Genomic DNA, 21,623 nt, shown 5'->3' with positions numbered 1-21,623 from the left:
AGCTTCCGCAATCTCGCCATCACCCCCCGGTGGGCTCAGCCGTGGAACCACGGGACCGGGTCGCCGACGTCATTCCGGTCGAAGAAGGTGGTGGCCTCGGCGATCTCCGCGGGGTCGGGGTGATCGTTCTGGCAGTCGGTGTCGCCCTGGGCGCCGGACATGAGCTTGGAGCAGCTGGGGTCGGTCCTGCCGATGTCGTTCAGGGACAGGATGTGGCCGAGCTCGTGGGCGACGATGCGGGGCCTGTAGAGCAGCGTGTCCCCGTTCTCGAGGTAGACCCAGCCGCGGCCGGCACCGTTCATGTAGACGTGCGACGACGTGCCGTTCGCCGTGGTGTAGGCCTTAACCCGCAGCGAGCCTCGGTGTCCCGCTCGATGAACTTGATGGTGGGGACGGCGTCGTTCCAGATCTGGATCGCCTCCCGGGCCGCGCCGGGTGTAGTCACCGGCCAGGCTTCTCACAGGGCACCCAGGACGTGTTGTACGCCCGCCACGGCCGCGCCGCGCGCCCAGTCGGTGAAGCTCAGGGTGGCCGTGGTGATGTCGAGGGTGCAGCGTTGCGTCTCGTCGGGGCCGGGGCGGAGCCGGTCGGCGACCGTGGCGGTCATCGCGGGGTTCGCGGCGATCTCGGCGACGTCCTCCCCCGCGAGGACGATCCGGGTGGTCTGCAGCGCGCCGGCGAACGTGGCGGCCAGGTTTCCGAGGGCCCGGGCGGAATCCTCAACAGCGACCCGCGGGCGACGGGCGGCGGCGGCACGGTCGAGGTAGGCAGCCACGCATCCGGCGTGCCCAAGTCCGCAGCGAGGGCCGCGGCTGTCGAGGGGCGAGTGGGCGAGCAGGTGGCCGTTGTCGATGAGTTCCTCGGCGACGATGCCTTCGCGGACGACGCCGAAGCCCAGGCCCGCGCCGACGGTGATCAGGCCGAACGTGGAGTGGGTGCGGCCGGCGCCGAACCAGAGCTGTTCGCGGGCCAGGGCGGTGACGTCGTTGGTGACGATGACCGGGAGGCCGGTGTCCCGGCGCAGGGGGGTGGCGAGGTCGATGTCGCGCCAGCCCAGGAACGTTCCTTCGCGGACGATCGAGCGGTTCACGACGACGCCGCCGAGTGATACGGCGATGCCGTCGACGGGCGGCACCTTGCGGGCGAGTCTGCGGACCAGCCGGGTGATCGTCCGTACGACCGCGGCGACGGGTACGACGCCGTCCGCGTCCCGGGCCGGCAGGGTCGCCTTCGCGGTGGTGAGGACCTCGCCGAACATGTCGCACGCGACGCCGTACGCCATGTCGGCCGTGAGTTTGCAGCCCACGACGTGCCGCGCACCCGGCACCGCGGACAGGATCTGACGCGGGCGCCCGATGGTGAAGTCCGGTTCGGCGTCCTGGGTGACGAGCCCGCCGTTGGTCAGCGAGCGGGCCAGCCGTGACATCGACGCGTACGACAACTGGAGCCGGTCGCCGAGGTCGGCACGCGTCGTCGGCCCGTGGACCAGCAGGTGGCGGGTCACGGCGAGCTCGGAAGCGGACAGCGCGGCCATGCATCAAGGGTAAATAGTGACCCTTGTCACTAGATCGATGTCGGTTTATTTTCAGTCTGGTTAAAAGTACGGACAGCTCGCGAAGGAGGATCCATGGCTCTGAGCGCGACGACCCGCCCGGACCGCACCCCACCAGCGAAGAAACGTGACGACACCCGCCTCGCGCTGCTGTTCATCGCGCCCGCGCTGATCGGGTTCCTGGTCTTCATGGTGTGGCCGACCCTGCGCGGCATCTATCTGAGCTTCACGAAGTTCAACCTGCTCACGCCGCCGGAGTTCAACGGGCTGGACAACTACGTGCGGATGGTCCAGGACCCGGTGTTCTGGAACTCGATGCGGGTGACCGTCTACTACGTCTTCGTCAACATCGTCCTGCAGACGGTGATCGCGCTGGTGATCGCCGTGCTGATGCAACGGCTCACGAGACGGACCTGGTTACGCGGGGCTGTGCTCACGCCGTACCTCGTGTCCAATGTTGTTGCTGCCATGGTCTTTCTCTGGATCCTGGATTACCAGCTCGGCATCGGGAACACCCTGATCGCCGCCCTCGGGATGGACCGGATCCCGTTCCTGTCGTCCGACGCCTGGGTGATCCCGACCATCGCCGCGATCAACGTCTGGCGCCACGTCGGTTACACCGCCCTGCTGATCTTCGCCGGCCTGCAGACCATTCCCGAGACGATGTACGAGGCGGGCCGGATGGACGGCGCCAGCGAACCCCGGATGTTCCGCAGCATCACCGTCCCCCTGCTGCGACCCGTGCTCGCGCTGGTCCTGATCATCACGGTGGTCGGCTCGTTCCAGGTGTTCGACACCGTCGCCATCGCCACGCGGGGCGGGCCGGTCGACTCGTCGCGGGTGCTGCAGTACTACATCTACGACGTCGCGTTCGGGCGCTTCCAGTTCGGCTACGCCTCCGCCATGTCCGTGGCCCTGCTGCTCGTCCTCGTGATCATCACGTTCGTCCAGTACCGGGTCACCCGGGCCGACTCCTCCGACCTGAACTGAGGATCACCCATGGCTATCGACACCGCTCCCCCGGTCACCACGGCCGGGCCCACACCTCCCGCGCGTACGGTCGATCCGCCTGAACCGCGCAGGTTCGGCATCGGCCGCGCTTTCGCCTGGGCCTTCATGGTCCTGGTCATCGCCGGCAGCCTGTTCCCGTTCTACTGGATGCTGCGCACCGCGCTGTCCAGCAACAACGCCCTCTACGCCGGGTCGGACAGCCTGCTGCCCGTCCAGCCGTCGTGGGGCGGCTTCGAGCGGGTCTTCGGGTTGCAGAGCGGTCAGGAGGCGATCGACGCCGGGGGTGCCGGGCAGCCGATCGACTTCTGGCGCTACCTGTTCAACTCCGTCGTGGTGTCCACCCTGGTCACCGTCGGCCAGGTGTTCTTCTCGGCGATGGCGGCGTACGCGTTCGCCCGGCTGGAGTGGAAGCACCGCGAGAAGTGGTTCGCGTTCTTCCTCGGCGGCCTGATGATCCCCGCGATCTTCACCCTGCTGCCGAACTTCGTCCTGATCAAACAGCTCGGCCTGGTGGACACGCTGCTCGGGATCGCCCTGCCGAGCATGCTGATGACCCCGTTCGCGGTGTTCTTCCTGCGTCAGTTCTTCCTCGGCATCTCCAAGGAGGTCGAGGAAGCGGCCCTGATCGACGGCGCGTCGAAGGTGCGGGTCTTCTTCCGGCTCATCCTGCCGATGTCCACCGCCCCGATCGCGACGCTCGCGATCCTCACCTACATCTCCGTCTGGAACGAGTACTTCTGGGCGCTGATGGTCAGCTACACCGACAAGTCGCGGGTGCTCACCGTCGCGCTCGGCGTCTTCAAGTCGCAGACCCCGCAGACCGGGCCGGACTGGGCGGGGCTGATGGCGGCGACACTGGTCGCCGCCCTGCCCATGCTGCTGCTGTTCATGGTCTTCGCCAAACGCATCGTCAACTCCATCGGCTTCAGCGGGATCAAGTGATGACACGCAGACTCCTGGCCGCAGCGGCCGCCCTGACCCTGACCCTGCTGACCGCGTGCGGCGGCGCCGGCACCGGCGGCCGCGACGGCACCATCGAATACTGGCTCTGGGACTCGGGACAGCAGCCCGGCTATCAGAAATGCGCCGATGCCTTCCACCAAGAAAACCCGAGCTTGCAGATCAATATCTCCCAGTACGGCTGGGACAGCTACTGGTCCAAGCTGACCGCCGGTTTCATCGCCGACACCGCCCCCGACGTCTTCACCGACCACCTGGCACGATTCGCCCAGTACGTCGATCTCGAGGTGCTCCGGCCCCTGGACGACCTCGGCCCCACCAGCGACATCCGGGACGCCGACTATCAGCAGGGCCTCGCCGAGCTGTGGAAGGGCCAGGACGGCAAACGGTACGGCGCCCCGAAGGACTGGGACACCGTCGCGCTCTTCTACGACAAGGCCGCCCTCACCGCCGCAGGCGTCGACCCGGCGCAGTTGCAGAACCTCTCCTGGAACCCGCAGGACGGCGGCACGTTCGAGAAACTCGTCGCGCACCTGACCATCGATGCCAACGGCGTCCGCGGCGACGAACCCGGCTTCGACAAGACGCACGTCAAGACCCACGGCCTGGCGTCCGAGGGCGCCGGCGGTGGTGGCTGGGGTCAGACCCAGTGGTCGGCGTTCGCCGCCAGCGCCGGTTGGCAGGTCACCGACAAGAACCCCTGGGGCACCCACTTCAACCTCGACCAGCCGGCCCTGCAGGACACCTTGAGCTGGTACTTCGGCCTGAAGGACAAGGGCTACCTCCCCACGTACGCCGAGATCGGCGGCAGCAACTCCATCGGCACCGACAAGCAGATCCAGTCGGGCATCGCCGCCATGGGCATCAGCGGATCCTGGATGATCTCGACGTTCAGCAAACTCACCGACGCCAACGGCAAGAAGCTCGACATCGCCATCGCCCCCACCCCGATCGGCCCCACCGGCAAACGAGCCTCCATGTTCAACGGCCTCGCCGACTCGGTCACCACCCTGTCGAAGCAGCCGGAGAACGCCGCGAAGTGGGTGAAGTTCATGTCCGGCGAGCAGTGCCAGGACCTCATCGGCCAGTCCGGCGTGGTGTTCCCCGCCCGCCCCGGGGCCACCGACCTCGCCATCGCGTACAACAAGACCGAACGCAACCTCGACGTCACCCCGTTCACCAACCAGGTCCGCGACAAGACCACGTTCCTGTTCCCGGTGACCACCAACGCCGCCGACATCACCGCCCTGCTCCAGCCCCGCCTCGACGCGGTCTACCTCGGCAGCGAACCGGTCAGCTCCCTCACCGACCTCAACAACCAGCTCAACGACCTCTTCAAGGTCGCCCAGTGACAGCCGGTCGGCACGGTGTCATTTTCCTGTCGTGGTGGCGGGAGTGTCGGTTCCGGTATTGAGGGCTGGATCCGTCGGCGCGGTCCGGTCCTGGCCGGGCTGTCCGGCCGCCCGCGCGGACAGCAAGGGGATTCCCTGGTAGGAGTCGAGGTCGTGGGCGGGGACGATCTGCATGTGCCCTTCGACAGCGATCACGCGGCGAAGGCCCTGCCGGAGCTGTTCGGGATCACTGTCGGCGAGCTTGCTCAGCAGCCAGGGCCGTTCGACACGACGGCGGATTCCGTCGATCTGCCAGGTGAGGTCGCCGATGAAGGCATACCTCTTGGCGGTGGGCAGGGTGACGAAGACGATGACCGAGCCGGTGGTGTGGCCGCCGGCGAGGGCGATGACCACCGAGCCGTCGCCGTACACGTCGTAGCTCGTCGCGAAGCCCAGGTAGGGCTTGTGGTCGAACCCGTACTCGTGGATGTCGTGGCCCTGGGACACGCTGCGGTAGACCTTGCCGTCCGGATCGCCGGCCGCGTACCCACGTTCGTTCGCGTTCATCCAGATGGGTGTGCCGTGCAGGCTGTCGAGGCCGCTGACGTGGTCCCAGTGCGAGTGGGTCGGCAGCACACCGCGCAGCCGACGGCGGTCGTAGCCGATGGCGTCCAGCTGACTGCTGACCGTCAGACCCGTTTGGTGAGGGGCGCGCACGAAGCGGGGCAGCATCGCGATGTGCGCGGCGACGTCGGCGCCGAAGCCCGCATCGATCAGCAGATCACCGTCGGGGTGTTGCACCAACACCGCTGACGAGGCGAATTGCCGTTTGTCGCCGAACGACCCGCCCTTGAAGGCCAGGGCCGCGCGAGTCGTGTAGGTGCCGGTGGGCAGATGGTAGATGGCCAGGTCCGCCGGCGGGAAGGCCTCGGGCAGCGGCTGTGACCACGGGTTGGGCTCGGTCAGCGAGGGCATGCAAATACCATACGAGCTGAGAATGTCTGAGACAAGAAGTTCTTGCCTGAGAATAATACTTACCTTCAGCGCCCGCCGAAGTACTAAAAGTGAAGGTGCCGCAGCGCATCCGCTGCGGGCGTCACAAGCAGGAACCTCGGTCTTCGCTGTCACCGATGATGGCGAAGAGCATCTGGCGCAGCGACGCGACGTTGTCCCGGCTGAACCCGTCGAGCACCGAGGCCTCGACGGCGGCGCTGGCCTCCGCGACTGTGGCGCGAAGAGCTGCGCCGCTCTCGGTGATCTCCGGGATACGAATCCGGCGGTCACCAGGGGCGCTGCGGCGAACCACCAGACCCTTGCGCTCGAGCCGGTCGAGCTGGCTCATCAAGGTGGTCTTGTCCAGGCTAAGAGTCTTACCGAGCTCTCCCTGAGTGAGGCCGGGAGCCTTGTCGAGTGCGCTCAGCACGATGTATTCGCGCAGCGTGAGTCCGTGTTTCTGAGCCTGATCGCCGGTGGCATTGTGCATGTGCTGAGCTGCCCGGTGCAGCAGCCAGGTGAGCTCGGAATCGAGTGAAGGTCGGGGCCCGGATGCTTGCGCGTCACTAACCGTCATAACGATCTCCACAACTCGAACCCGGCCACACCGTCGCCGTCCTTGGTGAATGTTATCACCCGAGAATTTCTCGAAAAAGAACTTCTTCCTTCGGACATTCGGTGTCGACTAGCGCGCTCGTCGACCGCACGACCTGGCACTTCACCGGCGGTCCCTGCGGGGATGTTCGGGAGATCGAGTTTGTCGCAGGGACCGCCGCCGTCCTCATTCGCACATGTAAGGCCCGCGAGGCTCAGCTGCGCCGGGGGACCGTGAAGTCTTCCGTGGGGGTGATGTCGGTGGCGCCCTCGGTGGTTGCGTGCAGGCCCATGCCTCGGGCGGCGAACGTACGCCAGATCGCGGTCTGGTTGTGGCCGTGGTCGACGACGCGGTCGGCCAGGAGGATCGAGTCGCGCATGTCGAGGTAGGAGGGGTCCGTGGGGGCCAGTTCCATGGCTCGGGTGATCAGGGAGCGGGACTTCCAGCTGCCGATGGTTGCGCGCAGGTCCCACAGGGTCTGGGCCCAGATCTCGCCGTCGGCGTGGATCTCCGCGCCGCCGCGGGAGTAGATCTTGCCGTAGTCGCCGTACGTGTAGCCGCCGGCGCCCGCGGTGGGGTTGCCCGCGCAGACCGGTTCGGTGCTGGCGACCGGGCAGTCCATGGCTTCGCTGCGCACCGAGCGGCCGCCCAGGATGTAGTCGCCCTCACGGACGTCGCCGTCGACCGGGTCGTCCTGTTCGAGGCCGCTGTCGACGAGGTAGTCCAGGCCGTACCAGTCGCTCCAGGCCTCGTACATGGCCTTGGCCTGGGCGCTGATGATGGTGGAGTTGCCGCTCGCGTCGACCACCAGGCGGTCGGACAGGCCGTGGGTGTACTCGTGGTAGACGATGTCGGCGGCGTCGCCGGAGTTGCCGGCCAGCACGGAAGCGGACCTGTTGAACAGGTACATCTGCATGCGGGGCGACATGCCGTCGGGCGGGGTCGCCATGTTCGCGTTGTTGAAGTGGTCGCTGTCGGGCAGACCGGCGGCGGTGTCCGCGCCGTCCATGGCCTCGCCGACGACCGGGTCGCCGTCGACGGCCTCGAAGTTGCCGGCCGCGCGGGTGAAGCCGATCGGGCCCGCGGCGAGGTGGTCGTGCCAGGTCCCGATGTACGTGAAGAGCTGCGTCGCGTTCTGTTCCCGGTTGGCCTGCCAGGAGTAGGGCACGGCCGGGTCCCAGGAGCACTGCCGCTGGGTGGAGCAGGGCGCGCCGACCGTGGCGGAGAAGTCGGTGAACGGGAAGTTGAAGCTGGTCCGGGCGTTCGGGAGCACCTCCTCCGAGGCCTGGGCGGTGTTGTCGGCGTTGACGTCGGTGTAGACGTGCGCGACGTTGCCGTCCAGCTTCGCCGCGTTCGACGGCAGCCACTTGTTCAGCGAGACGGTCTGCTGCGTTCCGCCGGCCGGGGCGCCGGGGTAGTTCTCCCAGGTCGTCGCGTGGTGCTCGGCGACGAGGCTGCGCCGGGAGAGGACCGTGCCGTCGGTGGCGTCGACCACGCTCTGATAGCCCTCGTCCGTGTCGGTCACCTCCCAGGCCAGCTTCGGGCCCGCTGCGGTGTTGACGACGACCTGGCGGACCCGGTCGCCCTCGGACGACGTCGGGGGCGCGGCCACCTTCGCGGTGCCGACCGACGCCGGCAGGCCGGCCACCGGCGTACCGTCGATCGCGATGATCCTGCCGTCCCTGGCGATGTGGACCTTGAGGCCGTTGCCGGTCAGCTCGACCCCACCCACGCTCTGCACGAAGCTCAGGTGATGCGTGCCCTCGATGTCCACGTAGTCCTTGCGTAACCGCAGGGCCGCGATCTCGGATTTCGTCAGCCCGACAACAGAGCGGTTCGCCACCAGATAGGTACGCGCGATGCTCTCGGGAGCAGCCTTGCTCGGCCCGGTCAGGAAGCCGTCGAGCCGGGCCAGCCGCCGTACCGTCCCGGTGCCGGGGTCGATGTCGACAACGCCGAGCGACCCGGTGTCTGCGGGATCCGCCTGCGCGCTCACGGGAAGCAGCACACAGGCCAGCAGAACGCCGCCGGCCGCGGCCACCCCGCGGCGGATGCGTGGTGAATTCATGCGGGAACTCCAAACTGTTCGTCGTCGATCCCGCCGAATACAACACGTCCGCTCTGGACACCGACTGAACCGCGCATTCACAGTCCTTGATGCCGGCGGACCGCTCCGATCAGCAGCACCATGCAGCCCGCCAGGCAGAGGACGGTCCGGGCGTGGTTGGCCGGTTCCCAGCCGGCCAGGAAGCGCGCCCAGGTGACCGTGCCGGCGTCGAGGCGGTCGTTCAGCGGCACGTTGACCGCGACGGTCACGCCGAGTGCGCCGACGAGGGTCAGGGCCGCGCCGGTCAGTAACCACGCGGCTCCCGGCACCGACCAGGTGGCGAGAGCGCGGACGATCGTGGCGAGGCACAACGCGGAGACGCCGAACAGGGCGATCATGAGCGGCGGACGCTGCGCGGTGACGTTGATCGAGCGCATGGCTGCCGCGCCGTCCGGGCCCGGCAGCCGCTGCAGACCGCTCATGACGAACGCGGAGAACGCGAAGAACACGCCGGCGAGCAGGCCGCTGCCGACGGTGGTCACGGCGGTGAGGACATCCCAGGTACGAGTCATGCCTCCATGGCACCGCAGCCCGGTACGCCGAGCCATGCGGCAGCCCCGCGACCGCATACGCGAGCGTCTACGCTGGGCCGTATGGACCCGCTGGGCGGCCTGCTCAACCCGCGGGCGCGGGGAGCGTTCCTGCTGCGCTCGCTGCTGTCCGAGCCGTGGTCGATGCGGATCGAGGACGAGGCGCCGCTGACCCTGGTGGCGGTCGTCCGGGGCTCGGCCCACATCGAGGCGGGCCCGGCGACGGCACAGATCGCGCCGGGGGACGTGGCGATCGTGTGTGGTCCGGAGCCGTACACCGTGGCCGGTTCTGCCGGGAGACGACCCCAGGTAGCGATCGGGCCGGACCAGGTCTGCCGGCCGATCCCCGGCGTGACCGGTGCCCGCGCGATGGGACCGCTCGGGCTGCGATCGTGGGGCAACGATCCGGACGGCGCCACGATGCTGCTGACCGGCACGTACCACTCCCCCGCCGAGATCAGCCGGTCGCTGCTTGCGGCGCTGCCCGCCCTGGTCGTGCTGCGGCCCGGAGAGTGGGACTCCGGGCTGATCCGGCACGTCATCCACGAGGTCGACCGGGACGCCCCCGGCCAGGACGTCATCCTGGACCGGCTGCTCGACCTCATCCTGATCACCGCCGTCCGCACCTGGCTGGCCCGGCCCGAGGCGCACCCGCCCCGGTGGTACACGGCCCAGGAGGATCCGCTCGTCGGGACCGCGCTCACCTGCATCCACGCCCGGCCGGAACACCCCTGGACCGTCGCCGCCCTGGCCGCGGAGGCACGCTGCTCCCGCGCGGCGATGGCGCGCCGGTTCACCGAGCTGGTGGGCGTGCCACCGATGACGTACCTGACCGAGTGGCGGCTGTCGTGCGCCGCCGATCTGCTCACCCACAGTGACGCGACGCTGGAGACGATCGCGCGCGAGGTCGGGTATGCCGGCCCGTTCGCCCTCAGCGCCGCGTTCAAACGGGTCCGCGGGGTCTCGCCGAGCACCCTGCGTACACGTGCATGATCCGTTTGAGTCTTTTGACTGAAGCCTTGCGCCGCCGGGCCTCCTAGCGTTCCCGACATGACCACTCTGCCCGAAACCGCCAAGCCCTTCTGGTTCCTCGGTGGACAGGCCCGCGTGCTCGTGCCCGGCGCGGCCACCGGAAGCGCCCTGTCCGTCATGGAGTTCAGCGACTCCGCCGGCCACGCGCCGCCCCTGCACATCCACGAGGACGAGGAGGAGGTCTGGATCGTCCTCGACGGGAAGATCACGTTCTTCGTCGGTGACCAGAAGTTCGACCTCGAGCCCGGCCAGGTGGCGTACGGCCCCCGCGGCGTCGCGCACAGCTATCTCGTCCGCAGCACAACCGCCCGGCTGGCTGCCGTCTTCGCCCCCGGCAACGTCGAGGAATGGTTCACGGCCAACGGCTCACCGGTCTCCAGCGTCGACGAGGCCCCGCCCGCTTTCGACATCGGCGCGATCCTGGCCTCGGCCGATGCCTTCCACGTACGCGTGGCGGGGCCCCCGCCGACCGAATAGCACGCGGGTCGCCGGCCCCTCACCAGCCCCTCGCCAGACTTCGCCAGACCTTCGCCGGCTGGAGAAGTGCGCGGTCAGAGCAGCGTGCCGGCCTCGAGGCCGGCCGCGGCGGCGGCGAGCGTCAGGACGCAGGCCAGGACGGCGAACTGGATCCGGTGCCGGCGGGCGAGGCGGCGGCTGGCCGCGACGATGGCGTCCGTTTTCGCCTCGTCCGGCCCGCCGGCCGCCGTGCCGATCGTCTCGAAGTGCTCACGTAACGCCTCCAGCACCCACCCGTAGCTCTCGACGGGGACGGGTTGCCGCTGGAGGGCGCTACGGCAGCGAAATGACTTCACACCCTTATAGACGATTATGAGCTCGGAAGTGTTGCACGCTGTCCGGGTTCTGTTCCGCTGAGTGGTTTGCCGGGGGTCAGCTGGTCCAGATCTCGGCGCGGTCGATGCTGATGTTCGCGGCGGTGGAGGCGGCGTTCTTCTCACCGGTGACGCGGACGCGCAGGGTGTGCGTACCGTGAGCGAGCTTGGGGGAAAGGTAGTTGACGTTCTCCCCGACCCGGATCGCGCCGTAGAAGTCGACCCGCTGCTCGGCGCCGCCGTCGACGCTGATCGCGGCGATGCCGTTACCGACGTCACGCACCGACAGCAGGGCGGCCTGGGTCCCGGTGAACGTGAAGGTCGCCGTGGCACCGGTCGCCGCGCTCCAGTGGTCGTCGCCCCAGAAGCACTGCGCGGCGCAGGTGGTGCCGGAATTCCAGGTCCCCGCGTACGCGAGGGAGCCCGCACCGCTGCTCCGACCGTCATCGTTGATCCAGCCGGTGGACGGTCCCGGGTCACCCGAGGGCAGGTCCTGGGTGGCACCCGCCGCGAGCGGCTCGCCCAGGTTCGGGCTGCCGTCGGCGTTCCAGCCGATCCGCTGCACCCGGGTGGTGCGGTTGTCGTACGTGAAGACGCTCGTGGTCTTGGCGTGGTAGACGATCCAGTCCTGGGTGCCGTCCGGGCTGGTGAAGAACGCGTGGTGACCGGGGCCGAAGACGCCGTGCGCGTCGGAACGGGCGAACACGGCTCCGCTGCGCTGCACCCAGTTGGCCGGGACGAGCGGGTCGGCGGTGCCCGCGATGCTCAGCTGCCACAACTGGTAGTCCGGTTTTCCGGTGTCGCACGTCGAGTAGGTCATCCAGGTGCGGCCGTTGCGGTAGAGGAACTCCGGCGCCTCCCGGACCTCGGCGCAGCCCCCGGCGGCGTTCAGCGCGACAGCGTTGCCGGAGACCGTCCAGGGGTTCGACAGCAGGGCGACGTTGATGCCGTTGTGCTGGTAGGCGTTCGTCCCCGCCCACGCCAGGTAGAGCTTGCCGTTGTGCTGCATCAGGGACGGGTCGATCGCGAACACGTCGCGGTTCGGCGGCACGAGACGGGCCTTGAAGTGGTACGGGCCGAGCGGGTTGTCGGCGTCGGATTCCAGCACGAACAACCGGTGGTTCTCGTCGACGCCGTTGTCCGCCGTGTAGTAGAGGTACCAGCGGGTGCCGACGCGGTAGAACTCCGGCGCCCACACGTCACGGTTGCGGGACGTGTCGGTGTCGCGCCACACCTCGACGGCCGGGGCGTTCAGCAGCCCCGCGACGCTCGGTGAGCGCCGCATCGTGATCGAGTCGCCCTTCGTCATCGTCAGGTAGTAGTTGCCGTTGAAGTACGTCATGAACGGATCGGGTCCGGTGCCGACCGGGTTGCGAAAAGTGCCGGTCGCGGCCTGTGCGGGAGCGGCGGACGAGAGCATAAGGGCGAGCACGGCGACAAGCACCGGCCACAGCGCTCTCCGGGCGACGGACGGGGTCATGGGGGAACCTCCATCGAAGGGGGACGATACCTGACCCTATGTCCGTGCTCACAGCTTCCTCATAACCGTTCGCGATCCTTGCCCCGGATGACGGATGAGCGAGGGAGAAACGGGTGTTCAGGACGTCTGCACGGCTCGGTCTGGTAGCGATGATCGCGGTTCTCGGCATGACGGGGTGCGGCCAGGGGAAGCCGGAGGCGGAGAAACCGCGGGTGGCGACCCTCGTCCCGCCCTCGGCGAGCGCGGCCCCGTCGGCGTCCGCGACGCCCGAGCGGCCCCGGCAACGGCTGGACGACACCGAGGCCGACTACCAGGCGCTCGTCAAGCCGTACCAGAAATGCATGAAGGCCCAGGGTTTCGCCGACGAGAAGTCGGGAGCGAGCTGGGCGGAGGGTGACGACGTCCCGGAGGAGCTACGGAAGGCGCAGGAGAAGTGCAAGAACTTCTGGCCGCTGCCGCCGTGGGAGACCGACCCCGCGAACCCGGAAGCCAAGGACTTCGCGCGGGACACGGTCAAGTGCCTCAAGACCAAGGGCGTCAAGTACGTCGAGGTGAACGACGACGGCATCGGCATCTCGGCCGGCGGCAAGGACAACGACTCCCGCTCCATCGCCCTGACCGGGGAATACCTTGACGCCTGCCAGCGCGAAGTCGCCGCCAAAAAGTAGAGTTCCCGCCATGGGCGCATTCGTGCTGGTCGCGGAGGACGACGTACGCCAGGCCGAGATCCTGCGCCGCTATCTCGAGGCCGACGGGCACCGGGCCACGGTCGTGCACGACGGCCGGGCCGCACTGGACGAGGTCCGGGCCAGTCGGCCGGAGCTGGTCGTGCTCGACGTCATGATGCCGAAGCTCGACGGGCTCGACGTGTGCCGCATCCTGCGCGAGGAGTCCGACGTGCCGGTCCTGATGCTCACCGCCCGGGCGAGCGAGGACGACCTCGTGCTCGGGCTCGAGCTCGGCGCCGACGACTACCTCACGAAGCCGTACAGCCCGCGGGAGCTCATGGCCCGGGTCCGGACCCTGTTGCGCCGCACGCAGCGGGCCCCGAACTCCACCGGCGTCATCCGGGCGGGCCGGCTCGCCGTCGACCCGCACCGGCACGAGGTGACGGTCGCCGGGGAGCGGATCGAGTGCACGCCGGACGAGTTCGCGATCCTCGCCGCGATGGCCGGGCAGCCCGACCGGGTCTTCACCCGTGGCCAGCTGCTCGAACACACCAGCGGCCTGGACCGCGACTCCATGGAACGGGCCATCGACGTGCACGTGATGAACCTGCGCCGCAAGATCGAGGAGAATCCGCGGCGACCGGCCCAGCTGCTGACCGTCTACGGCATCGGCTACAAGCTGACCGGCGGCGCGAGTTGACCCGGGTGCCCCCGCACCGCAGCCTGATCGTCCGGCTGCTCGCGACCTCGATCCTGGTGGCGATCTGCGCGACCGTGACGACGGCCTGGCTCGTGGTTCAGTCGACCACGCAGGCCGTCCGTCAGGAGCAGGGCCGCTCGCTGGCGGACGACACCAGCGTCTACGACACGCTGCTCGGCTACGCGGCGACCCACAAGGACTGGTCGGAGGTCGGTCCCGTCGTCGCCGGACGCGCCCGCGCCCTCGGCCGCCGGATCACCCTCACGACCACGCAGGACCGGCAGATCATCGCCGACTCCGCCCCGGGGCCGTCGCTCGCCGATGCCCGGCCGTCGGCGACCGTCGACCCGCTGCACCTCGACGGGAAACTGACCGGCGGCACGCAGACCATCGACCCGCGCGCGGTCGGGCCGTACAAACTGACCTCCGCCGAGCGCCGGACGCTGCGGGCCGCCGCGGACAAGCAGGTCTCCTGTCTCACCAAGGTGGGGATCGCCGCCGAGATCTCTGTCGCGGCGAACGGCCGGCCGACTGTCCGGCAACCCGGCACCACCACCGCGATCACCTATCCGGACTGCCTGGCGGGCCCGGACCTCGACGAGCCCACGAAGACCGAGACACCGGCCCTCGACCAGCTCACCACGATGACCCTGGCGTGCCTGGGCACCGACAACTACCGGGCGAAGATCTCCATAGGTACGGACTTCACGTCCATGTTCGGCGAAAGCGAGAAGCCCCCCAGCGTCGCCCGCGCAAAACAGGTCCGGGCCTGCGTGGTGGAGTCGCGGCAGAGCCAGCTCAAGCCGTACGTCGCGCCCGCGGCCCTGCTCTTCGTGACCGACCCCGCTGACGGCACCACCCAGCCGACGTTCAACCTGTCGCGCGCCAACCTCATCCGCATCGCCGCGGTGACCGGTGCGGTCCTGCTGCTGGCGATCCTGATCACCGTGCTGGTCGGTGCGCGCCTGGTCCGGCCGCTGCGCACGCTCACCGAGGCGGCGCGACGCCCGGTCGAGGACCAGGCCCGCGTGCCGGTCACCACCAACGACGAGATCGGCTACCTCGCTACCGCGCTCAACGATCTCGCGGAGCGCCGGGACCGGACCGAGCAGCAGCGCCGGGCGATGGTCAGCGACGTGGCGCACGAGCTGCGGACGCCGCTGACGAACATGCGAACCTGGCTGGAGGCCGCGCAGGACGGCCTGGCGCCCACCGACCCGCAGTTGCTCGCCCTGTTGCTGGAGGAGACGGCACTGCTGCAGCACGTCATCGACGACCTGCGCGACCTGGCCGCCGCCGACGCGGACACCCTGCGCATCCACCCCGAGCCCACCTACATCAACGACGCCCTCGACCAGGTCGTCGAGGCCCACCGCGGCGCTACCCAGGTCCGGCTCACCCTCGCGTGCGAGGGCGACCCCGAAGTGATCGTCGACCCCGTCCGCCTGCGCCAACTCGTCGGCAACCTCGTCTCCAACGCCGTCCGGCACACCCCACCCGGAGGCACCGTCACCGTCCGCTCCCAGGTCACCGATGGCCGGCTCACCATCGAGGTCACCGACACGGGCACCGGCATCGCCACCGCCGACCTGCCGAAGATCTTCGACCGGTTCTGGCGCGCGGACAGCTCCCGCAGCAGACACACCGGCGGCAGCGGCCTGGGTCTGGCCATCGCCCGCAAACTCACCGAGGCCCACGGCGGCACCATCACGGCCACCAGCACCCTCGGCGCGGGCTCGACGTTCACCGTGACGATGCCCGTCACCATGCCCGTCGCGCCCGCGCCGGTCTAGCTCAGAGCTTCCCGGTACCGGAGCCTGCGACCACCGTCGCCTTCACGCCGGCGGCGGCCTCCGGGGTGTAGGCGTACGGGACCGCCGCCACGCTCGCGGCGTTGCGGACCTGCTCCGTACCCGAGTTGACCTTGTAGTTGTTGAGGATCTTGAGGTTGCCCGGGTCGGACTCGGCGACCGTGGTGATCGTCGGCTTGGCCACGTTCTCGAAGTAGTTGCGCTCCACGTAGACGCCGGCGTTCATCGCGCTGCCGACACCGTACGACCCGATGTTGCTGTAGTAGTTGTTGAGCACGTGCACAGGATTGCCGAAGCGGACGCGGGGGTGCCGCTGGTTGGTGCCGTCGAACCAGTTGTGCACATAGGTGACCCGCAGATGCCCGATGTCCTGGACGCCGTTCGCGTCGTCATGGCCGAGCAGCATGGACTTGTCGTGGTCGTGCAGGTGGTTCCACGACACCGTGATGTAGTCCGAGCCACGCTTGATGTCGATCAGCCCGTCGTAGCCGCTCGCCAGGTCGTTGTGGTCGATCCAGACGTTGGTGCTGCCCGACTGGACGTTGATCGAGTCGTCGCTCGCGTTGCGGAACACCAGGTTGCGGATGATCACGTTGGTGACGCCGGACAGGTTGAAGCCGCCACCGGTGACCCCCGAGCTCGCGCCGGAACCCAGGATCGTCTTGTTCGAGGCGACGCTGTACATCCCGGTGATCGCGATCATCCCGGAGATCTTGACGGTCTGCGACGTGGCCGAGGTCAGCGCCGTCTTCAACGCGGCCGCGGTGTTCACGGTGACGACGGTGCTGCTGCCACCGCCCTTGGTGCCGCCGTTCATCCCGGCGAACACAACCCTGACCAATTTTCTCCCGGTCACGGGAACCCCTTCAGTAAGGCGCGGTGGTCGGCCAGACGATCTTGCTGTCCGGGATGGTCGTGGTCGTGAGCTGCTTGAAGTACGCCGCGGGCAGCACACCCTGGCCCTGCATCGCGAGGCCGATCAGCCGGGCGACCTCGATCGCGCCGTGGGCCTGGAAATGCGTGTTGTCCTCGACCCCGTCCGGATAGTTGGCGCTCTGCCCGGCGGTCAGGAACAGGAAGCACTTCTTGGTCCCCTCGACCCCGAGCCGGTTCCACAACGCCAGGCTGGACGCGCTGAGATCGATCAGCGGTACGCCCTTCGCGGCGGCGAGCTCGCGCATCGCACCCGGATAGGCGCCGTGCGACGCGGTGGCCACCCCGGCGCTGGTGAACCGGCGTCGCTCGACCGGTGTGATCAGCACCGGTTTCGCGCCCCTGGCCCGGGCCTTGTCGACGTACTGGCTGAGGTACGACTTGTACGTCGTCGACGGTTCCGTGTAGCGCGTCGGGTCGTCGGTCTTCTCGTCGTTGTGCCCGAACGAGATGAGCAGCAGATCACCGCTCGCGATCAGGCCCAGAATGTGGTCGAGCCGCCCCAGATTGATGAAGCTCTTGGAGCTGGCACCGGACTTCGCCACGTTTACCACGGTCGCGTCGGGCGTCAGGAAGAGCTGCAGGGCCTGACCCCAGCCCGTTCTCGGCTTGTACGCGGTGACGTACGTCGACGCCGTCGAATCGCCGGCCACGTAGACCTTGAGGGCGGTGGCGGCCGAAGTAGGTTGCGCGGTGACGAGGGCGTCCGTGGCGGCGGTCACCGTCGCCGCGGCGGCCAGCAACGCGGATCTGCGAGTGAGCATCAGCCGACCGGGTTCCACGCGTCGGTGCCGGCGAGGTACTTCTGCGGCGTGTAGTTCGCGGCCTGGGCGTCGGTCAACTGCTTGCGGTTGCTGTTGACGGTCGCGCCCGCGCCGGTGTTCTTGTACTCGTAGAAGCGGGCGTTCTTCCAGGAGTTGGTGGACATGTCGGTCCACGGCTGGGCGACCTTGATCGTGGCGCTCAGCGAGGACTCCCGGAACGTCACCTGAGCGGCGGCACCCCACGGCCGGCCGAGGTAGGTGAGGTTGGTCGGTGAGCCGGTGATCGTCGACTTGTAGATCAGGAAGCCGTACGTCTGGGACGCAGGGGTGTTCGCCGCCGTGAGGTAACCGCCGGTGCTGCGCTTCTGATAGATCTGGCAGGCGTTGAAGACCGCCTGGCCGTTGCCGTAGATGAAGTCGACGGTCCCCTCGATGTACGAGTTCGCGATGTACGCCCGTGCGCTGTTGTAGATCAGCAGGGTGTCCTGGTCGGCGGTGACCCGCACGTTCTTCAGCACCGCCTTGTCGCCGTAGAGCGCCAGCGCGAGAGCCTGCGACGCGGCGATGTTCTCGTCGTAGTCGTTGTTGAACGTCAGGTTGGTGGCCTGGAACTCCTTGGCCTGCACGTACACCGTGGCGGACCCGGTCGTGCCCGCGGTGGAGGCGGGCTTGTTGTTGACGATGACCGTGTTCGCCGGCCCCGACCCGAGACCCTGGAACGTGATGTACGGCTTGTTCGACGGAATGACCACGCTCTCGCGATAGGTCCCCGCCTTGATGGTGATGGTCCGCCGGGTCGTGTTGCCCGCCGGAACCGCGTCGACCGCGGCCTGGACCGTCGAGTACGTGCCGGTGCCGTCCTTGGCGACCGTCGGCTGACCGGCGGACAGCTCGTTGAACGACCACTGCATCCGCGCGATGTCGGAGCACGTCTCCTCGACGATCGGATTGTTCCCTGCCGTCGAGCCGTCCTTGTTGCTGATGCACAGACCGGAGGCGACGCTCTTGGCCAGGAACTTCCCGGTCGTCGCGGTGGAGGCGGCGAACGTCCAGAGCTGGTTGCCGGCCGCGACCGGCGTGGTGGCGGCCTGCGACGGGAGCGCCGCAAACCCGATCAGGGCGCTGGGGACGGCCAGCACCAGGGCGGTGACGAGCCACCGCCTTCTCCTTGTGTTCCCTGACATCTCAGGTCCTTCCTGGGCATCGGTGGTCGGCTCCACCGGCCGAGGACGACCCGGGAAGCCACCCAGGTAGATGCGGCAGCCGCCCGGCGACAACAGAAAAGGGAGAATCAGTCCTTGAAGGCCTTCCGGCGGCACTCCTGGATCTTGGGCGAACCGAAGTCCCCGTCCGGGCCGATCTCGGCGAGGCCGAACTGGCCGGTGTCCGGGTCGGGCGTGTTCAGCTTGTAGCCGGCTGCCTTGGCGCACCGGTACCATTCGCGCTGGTTGTCCTTGAAGGCCACCAGGTCGGTGCGCTTCTGGTGATCCTCGAACGCCTCGGGCTGCAGGGACAGGCAGGTGGCGAGCGCGGCTCTGCCCTTCGCGTCGTCGGCGATGATTCCGCCCTTCCCGATCAGGGTCTCCGCGCTGCTTTCGTACTCGGGACCGCCGTTGCTGACCATGCAGTCGGCCCAGGGCGCGGCCATGGACAGTTTGTCGTCCTCGGTGGCGTCGAAGGCGAACACCGGCCGTGCGGCGGCACTGGAGGATGGCGCCGGCGCGGAGCGCAAGGTGGCGACGGAGGGTGTTTCCGTGGTCCCGCCGGAACAGCCGGAGAGAACGCAGGCGAGACCGGCGACCATGATGGCCAAGCGATAAGACATGGGCCGGACTGTCACACACCAATGTCAGGACATTTTTAGGCTCACGGTGAACGTGGTTCCCACGCCGGGCACGCTCTCGACGGTGATGGTGCCGCCGTGGGCCTCGGCGATCTGGCGGGCGATCGGCAGGCCGAGCCCGCTGCCCCCGGTGCTGCGGCTGCGGGATTCGTCGGCCCGCCAGAACCGGTCGAAGACCTTCGGCAGATCGTCCGGGGCGATGCCTGTGCCGGTGTCGGCGACCTCGATGATGAGCCGGCCATCGGTCACCCGGGAGCGGACGGAGACCGAGCCGCCGGCGGGCGTGTGCCGGACGGCGTTGGACACCAGGTTGCCGACGAGCTGACGCAGCCGGACAGGGTCGACGATCGCCTCGGGGTCGCCCTCGCTCTCGAGGACCAGCGGGACCGGGGCAGCACCGCGGTGGGCCTCGACGACCTGCTCCAGGGCGTCGTTCACGAACGTCGGTTCCGGGTGGATGCGCAGGGTGCCCGCGTCGGCGGCGGCCAGGTCGCGCAGGTCGTCGACGATGTGCTGCAGTTGCGCGGTCTCGTCGTGCAGCAGCGTGAGCAGCGGCTCGTCCACCGTGGCCAGTCCGTCGCGGACGGCCTCCAGCCAGGTACGGATGTTGGTCAGCGGGTTGCGCAGCTCGTGTGCCACATCGCTGACCATGGCCTGCCGCAGGTGCTCGGACCGCTCACGGCGTTCGGCGAGTTCGTTGAGCGCGGCGGCCAGGTGACCGATCTCGTCGCGCCGGGCGACGGGCACGCGCGGGTGGTCGTCCGGGCGGTGGGCGGCCTCGGTCAGCGCCCGCAACGGGCGGGTCAGGCGGCGGCCGACGGTGACGGTGAGCAACCCGACGAACAGCAGCACCCCGGCAGTGGCGGTCCCCGTGCGCAGCAGGTTGTCCTGGGACAGGGGAAACACCGGCTGGGCGGTGGGATCGGCCGGATCGGTGACGAACAGCAGGGCGGCCGGAGCTGCGTACGGCTCGAGCTGCGTACGTCTCGCCTGATCCAGGCAGCCGGAAGCCCGCGCCGTCCGGTCCGCACTGGGCTGTTCGGTGACCGGGTCGACGATGTCGAGCACGAGATCGGGTGTCAGCCACACCCGGTCGAGATCCGTTTCGCCCGCGCAGGCGGCGACGAGTTCGCGCAACGCCGTCAGCGGCCGCTGCTCGGTGCGGGTCGCCGCGGGGACGAGCTCGCACGGGTACTCCTGTTTGCCGAGCCTGGTGACGACCACCTTCGCTCGCCCGTAGGGCCCGGTGACGACCTGCCCGTCACCGCCGAATCGGCGCAGGCAGTCCAGCGACCGGGCCAGATCGGCACGGATCTGCCGCTGCTCGGCCGGCGTCAGCCGGAAAGGGCCGACAAGCCGGGGATCAATGCGGTCGGTACGCCCGGAGAGCGCGAGATCCACCGCCAGCGGGTCGATCGTGGCGGACGGCCGGGCACTCGCCGGCGACGGGCCCGCCATCGAGTCCGCGATGACCCGCCGATCCTGCGTCATGAGGGTGATCCGCCGTTTCAGTGCCGTGGCGCGTGCGGTGATCACGGGCTGCACGCCGGACCAGTCCGGATGCGTCGCGGCATATCCGAGCAGTTCGTCGTAGACGCTCTTGTCGTCGCTCAGGGACTGCCCGAGCTGCTGCTCGATGGTCCGCGACGTGAGCTGCGAGGCGATCCAGGAGGTGGCGAGAACGGCCACGGCGGCGATCGCCAGGGAGGCGACCAGGAGCCGGACCGTCAGGCTGCGGTGCATCGGTACGCGGGGGGCGTACATCAGAGGCTTGTGGCAGTGAGTTTGTAGCCGACGCCATAGACGGTGAGTAACCGGGACGGCCGCCGGGGGTTGGGCTCGATCTTGCGCCGCAGGTTGAGCACGTGCACGTCGATGCTGCGCTCCACCGAGTCACGCTCGACGCCGTTGGTGTGCTGGAGCAGCTGGCCGCGCGTGAAGACCCGGTCGGGCGATCCGGCCAGCGCCGCGAGGATCGCGAACTCCCCCGGCGTACATTCCACCGGTTGTTCCTCGATCCGCACCTCGTGGCGGTTCAGGTCGACGGTGACCGCCCCGACGCGCAGCGTGGTCGCACCGGCGGCGCCCTGCCCGGCACTGCGCCGCAGCAGCGCCCGGATCCGCGCCAGCAACTCCCGAGGGCTGTAGGGCTTGGTCAGATAGTCGTCCGCCCCGCCCCGGAACCCGGCCAGCAGATCGTTCTCGCCGGACCGGGCGGTGAGCATCAGGATGGGGACACCCGACTCCTCCCGCAGGATCCGGCACAGGCTCAGCCCGTCGAGGCCGGGCATCATGAGATCCAGCACCAGCAGGTCGGGCGGCCGCCGCCGGACCTGCGTCAGCGCGACCCGCCCGTCATGCACCACGACCGCGTCATGACCGTCGGCGGTCAGGTACCGCCGCATGACCTCGGCCTGGGCGGGATCATCCTCGGCGACCAGCAGGTACGCACACACGCGACGACTATAGGTGCCGTCGATCAG

22 protein-coding genes are annotated in these 21,623 nt (G+C 68.8%); 8 read left to right on the top strand and 14 right to left on the bottom strand.

Translation table 11 applies throughout. The annotated features are described in order from the left end of the window. Positions 1–35: 35 nt before the first annotated feature. On the bottom strand, positions 36–461 hold the full coding sequence (locus tag Aco04nite_RS50240; RefSeq protein ID WP_438874926.1) for a snapalysin family zinc-dependent metalloprotease: 426 nt from the start codon (positions 459–461) through the stop codon (positions 36–38). Further along, positions 458–1,534, bottom strand: coding sequence for an ROK family transcriptional regulator (locus Aco04nite_RS19510; RefSeq protein WP_212998671.1), 1,077 nt, complete (start codon positions 1,532–1,534; stop codon positions 458–460). Before Aco04nite_RS19510 ends, Aco04nite_RS50240 begins: the two co-directional genes overlap by 4 nt. A 93-nt stretch (positions 1,535–1,627) precedes the next feature. Here Aco04nite_RS19510 and Aco04nite_RS19505 point away from each other — a divergent pair, with 93 nt between their 5' ends. The 3 genes from Aco04nite_RS19505 to Aco04nite_RS19495 are packed head-to-tail and all read left to right on the top strand — an operon-like array spanning position 1,628 to position 4,875. After that, positions 1,628–2,542 carry a carbohydrate ABC transporter permease gene (locus Aco04nite_RS19505; protein WP_212998670.1) on the top strand — a complete coding sequence of 305 codons (915 nt, stop codon included), beginning with the start codon at positions 1,628–1,630 and terminating at the stop codon, positions 2,540–2,542. Between the two features lie 9 nt (positions 2,543–2,551). After that, positions 2,552–3,505: a carbohydrate ABC transporter permease gene (locus Aco04nite_RS19500; protein WP_244876121.1), complete on the top strand. Its 954-nt coding sequence runs from the start codon at positions 2,552–2,554 to the stop codon at positions 3,503–3,505. After that, positions 3,505–4,875 carry an ABC transporter substrate-binding protein gene (locus Aco04nite_RS19495; RefSeq protein WP_212998669.1) on the top strand — a complete coding sequence of 457 codons (1,371 nt, stop codon included), beginning with the start codon at positions 3,505–3,507 and terminating at the stop codon, positions 4,873–4,875. The genes Aco04nite_RS19500 and Aco04nite_RS19495 overlap by 1 nt, the downstream gene beginning before the upstream one ends. An 18-nt stretch (positions 4,876–4,893) precedes the next feature. Here the strand turns inward: Aco04nite_RS19495 and Aco04nite_RS19490 are convergent, their stop codons facing one another. The 4 genes from Aco04nite_RS19490 to Aco04nite_RS19475 form a co-directional block, all read right to left on the bottom strand. Next, entirely contained in the window at positions 4,894–5,829 is a 936-nt protein-coding gene (locus Aco04nite_RS19490) for an MBL fold metallo-hydrolase (RefSeq protein WP_212998668.1), read from the bottom strand. 121 nt (positions 5,830–5,950) lie between these two features. Beyond that, a complete protein-coding gene (locus Aco04nite_RS19485) occupies positions 5,951–6,436 on the bottom strand; it encodes a MarR family winged helix-turn-helix transcriptional regulator (protein WP_244876120.1) in 486 nt (161 codons plus the stop codon). Positions 6,437–6,656: 220 nt separating this feature from the next. Then, on the bottom strand, positions 6,657–8,510 hold the full coding sequence (locus Aco04nite_RS19480) for a M4 family metallopeptidase (protein WP_212998667.1): 1,854 nt from the start codon (positions 8,508–8,510) through the stop codon (positions 6,657–6,659). 77 nt (positions 8,511–8,587) lie between these two features. Further along, positions 8,588–9,061, bottom strand: a complete 474-nt coding sequence (locus Aco04nite_RS19475; protein WP_212998666.1) for an anthrone oxygenase family protein — start codon at positions 9,059–9,061, stop codon at positions 8,588–8,590. An 81-nt stretch (positions 9,062–9,142) separates the two neighbouring features. Between Aco04nite_RS19475 and Aco04nite_RS19470 the strand changes: the two genes are divergently transcribed. Together Aco04nite_RS19470 and Aco04nite_RS19465 are read left to right on the top strand one after the other, a co-directional pair. After that, the gene (locus tag Aco04nite_RS19470) at positions 9,143–10,072 is read left to right on the top strand and encodes an AraC family transcriptional regulator (RefSeq protein ID WP_212998665.1); all 930 of its coding nucleotides are present in this window, start codon (positions 9,143–9,145) and stop codon (positions 10,070–10,072) included. 57 nt (positions 10,073–10,129) lie between these two features. Beyond that, positions 10,130–10,588, top strand: coding sequence for a cupin domain-containing protein (locus Aco04nite_RS19465; protein WP_212998664.1), 459 nt, complete (start codon positions 10,130–10,132; stop codon positions 10,586–10,588). A 74-nt stretch (positions 10,589–10,662) separates the two neighbouring features. Here Aco04nite_RS19465 and Aco04nite_RS19460 read toward each other — a convergent pair whose 3' ends face one another. Beyond that, complete coding sequence (locus Aco04nite_RS19460) at positions 10,663–10,923, bottom strand: hypothetical protein (RefSeq protein WP_212998663.1); 261 nt, start codon at positions 10,921–10,923, stop codon at positions 10,663–10,665. Between the two features lie 76 nt (positions 10,924–10,999). Then, positions 11,000–12,421, bottom strand: a complete 1,422-nt coding sequence (locus Aco04nite_RS19455) for a glycoside hydrolase family 43 protein (protein WP_212998662.1) — start codon at positions 12,419–12,421, stop codon at positions 11,000–11,002. Between the two features lie 113 nt (positions 12,422–12,534). On the opposite strand from Aco04nite_RS19455, the gene Aco04nite_RS19450 reads away from it, so the two are divergent. From Aco04nite_RS19450 to Aco04nite_RS19440, 3 genes are read left to right on the top strand one after another with little or no spacing between them, the layout of a single operon-like run. Beyond that, positions 12,535–13,089: a hypothetical protein gene (locus Aco04nite_RS19450; protein WP_212998661.1), complete on the top strand. Its 555-nt coding sequence runs from the start codon at positions 12,535–12,537 to the stop codon at positions 13,087–13,089. A 10-nt stretch (positions 13,090–13,099) separates the two neighbouring features. Beyond that, positions 13,100–13,789: a response regulator gene (locus tag Aco04nite_RS19445; RefSeq protein WP_212998660.1), complete on the top strand. Its 690-nt coding sequence runs from the start codon at positions 13,100–13,102 to the stop codon at positions 13,787–13,789. A gap of 5 nt (positions 13,790–13,794) precedes the next feature. Further along, on the top strand, positions 13,795–15,582 hold the full coding sequence (locus Aco04nite_RS19440; RefSeq protein ID WP_244876126.1) for a sensor histidine kinase: 1,788 nt from the start codon (positions 13,795–13,797) through the stop codon (positions 15,580–15,582). A gap of 1 nt (position 15,583) precedes the next feature. On the opposite strand, the gene Aco04nite_RS19435 is transcribed toward Aco04nite_RS19440, so the two are convergent. The 6 genes from Aco04nite_RS19435 to Aco04nite_RS19410 all read right to left on the bottom strand — a co-directional run bounded on the left by Aco04nite_RS19435 (position 15,584) and on the right by Aco04nite_RS19410 (position 21,596). After that, positions 15,584–16,456 (bottom strand): pectate lyase family protein, encoded by an 873-nt coding sequence (locus Aco04nite_RS19435; RefSeq protein WP_244876119.1) that lies wholly within the window; start codon positions 16,454–16,456, stop codon positions 15,584–15,586. A 10-nt stretch (positions 16,457–16,466) separates the two neighbouring features. After that, on the bottom strand, positions 16,467–17,297 hold the full coding sequence (locus Aco04nite_RS19430; RefSeq protein ID WP_212998658.1) for a rhamnogalacturonan acetylesterase: 831 nt from the start codon (positions 17,295–17,297) through the stop codon (positions 16,467–16,469). Beyond that, the gene (locus tag Aco04nite_RS19425; protein ID WP_212998657.1) at positions 17,297–18,481 is read right to left on the bottom strand and encodes a pectinesterase family protein; all 1,185 of its coding nucleotides are present in this window, start codon (positions 18,479–18,481) and stop codon (positions 17,297–17,299) included. Before Aco04nite_RS19425 ends, Aco04nite_RS19430 begins: the two co-directional genes overlap by 1 nt. 107 nt (positions 18,482–18,588) lie before the next feature. After that, on the bottom strand, positions 18,589–19,122 hold the full coding sequence (locus Aco04nite_RS19420) for a hypothetical protein (RefSeq protein ID WP_212998656.1): 534 nt from the start codon (positions 19,120–19,122) through the stop codon (positions 18,589–18,591). A gap of 24 nt (positions 19,123–19,146) precedes the next feature. Further along, positions 19,147–20,904, bottom strand: coding sequence for a sensor histidine kinase (locus tag Aco04nite_RS19415; protein WP_212998655.1), 1,758 nt, complete (start codon positions 20,902–20,904; stop codon positions 19,147–19,149). Next, positions 20,904–21,596 (bottom strand): response regulator, encoded by a 693-nt coding sequence (locus Aco04nite_RS19410; protein ID WP_212998654.1) that lies wholly within the window; start codon positions 21,594–21,596, stop codon positions 20,904–20,906. Before Aco04nite_RS19410 ends, Aco04nite_RS19415 begins: the two co-directional genes overlap by 1 nt. Positions 21,597–21,623: the final 27 nt, after the last annotated feature.

Source organism: Winogradskya consettensis (genome assembly GCF_018332715.1).
Classification (GTDB): Bacteria; Actinomycetota; Actinomycetes; order Mycobacteriales; family Micromonosporaceae; genus Actinoplanes; species Actinoplanes consettensis.
This window is presented reverse-complemented; position numbering and strand designations above follow the sequence as displayed.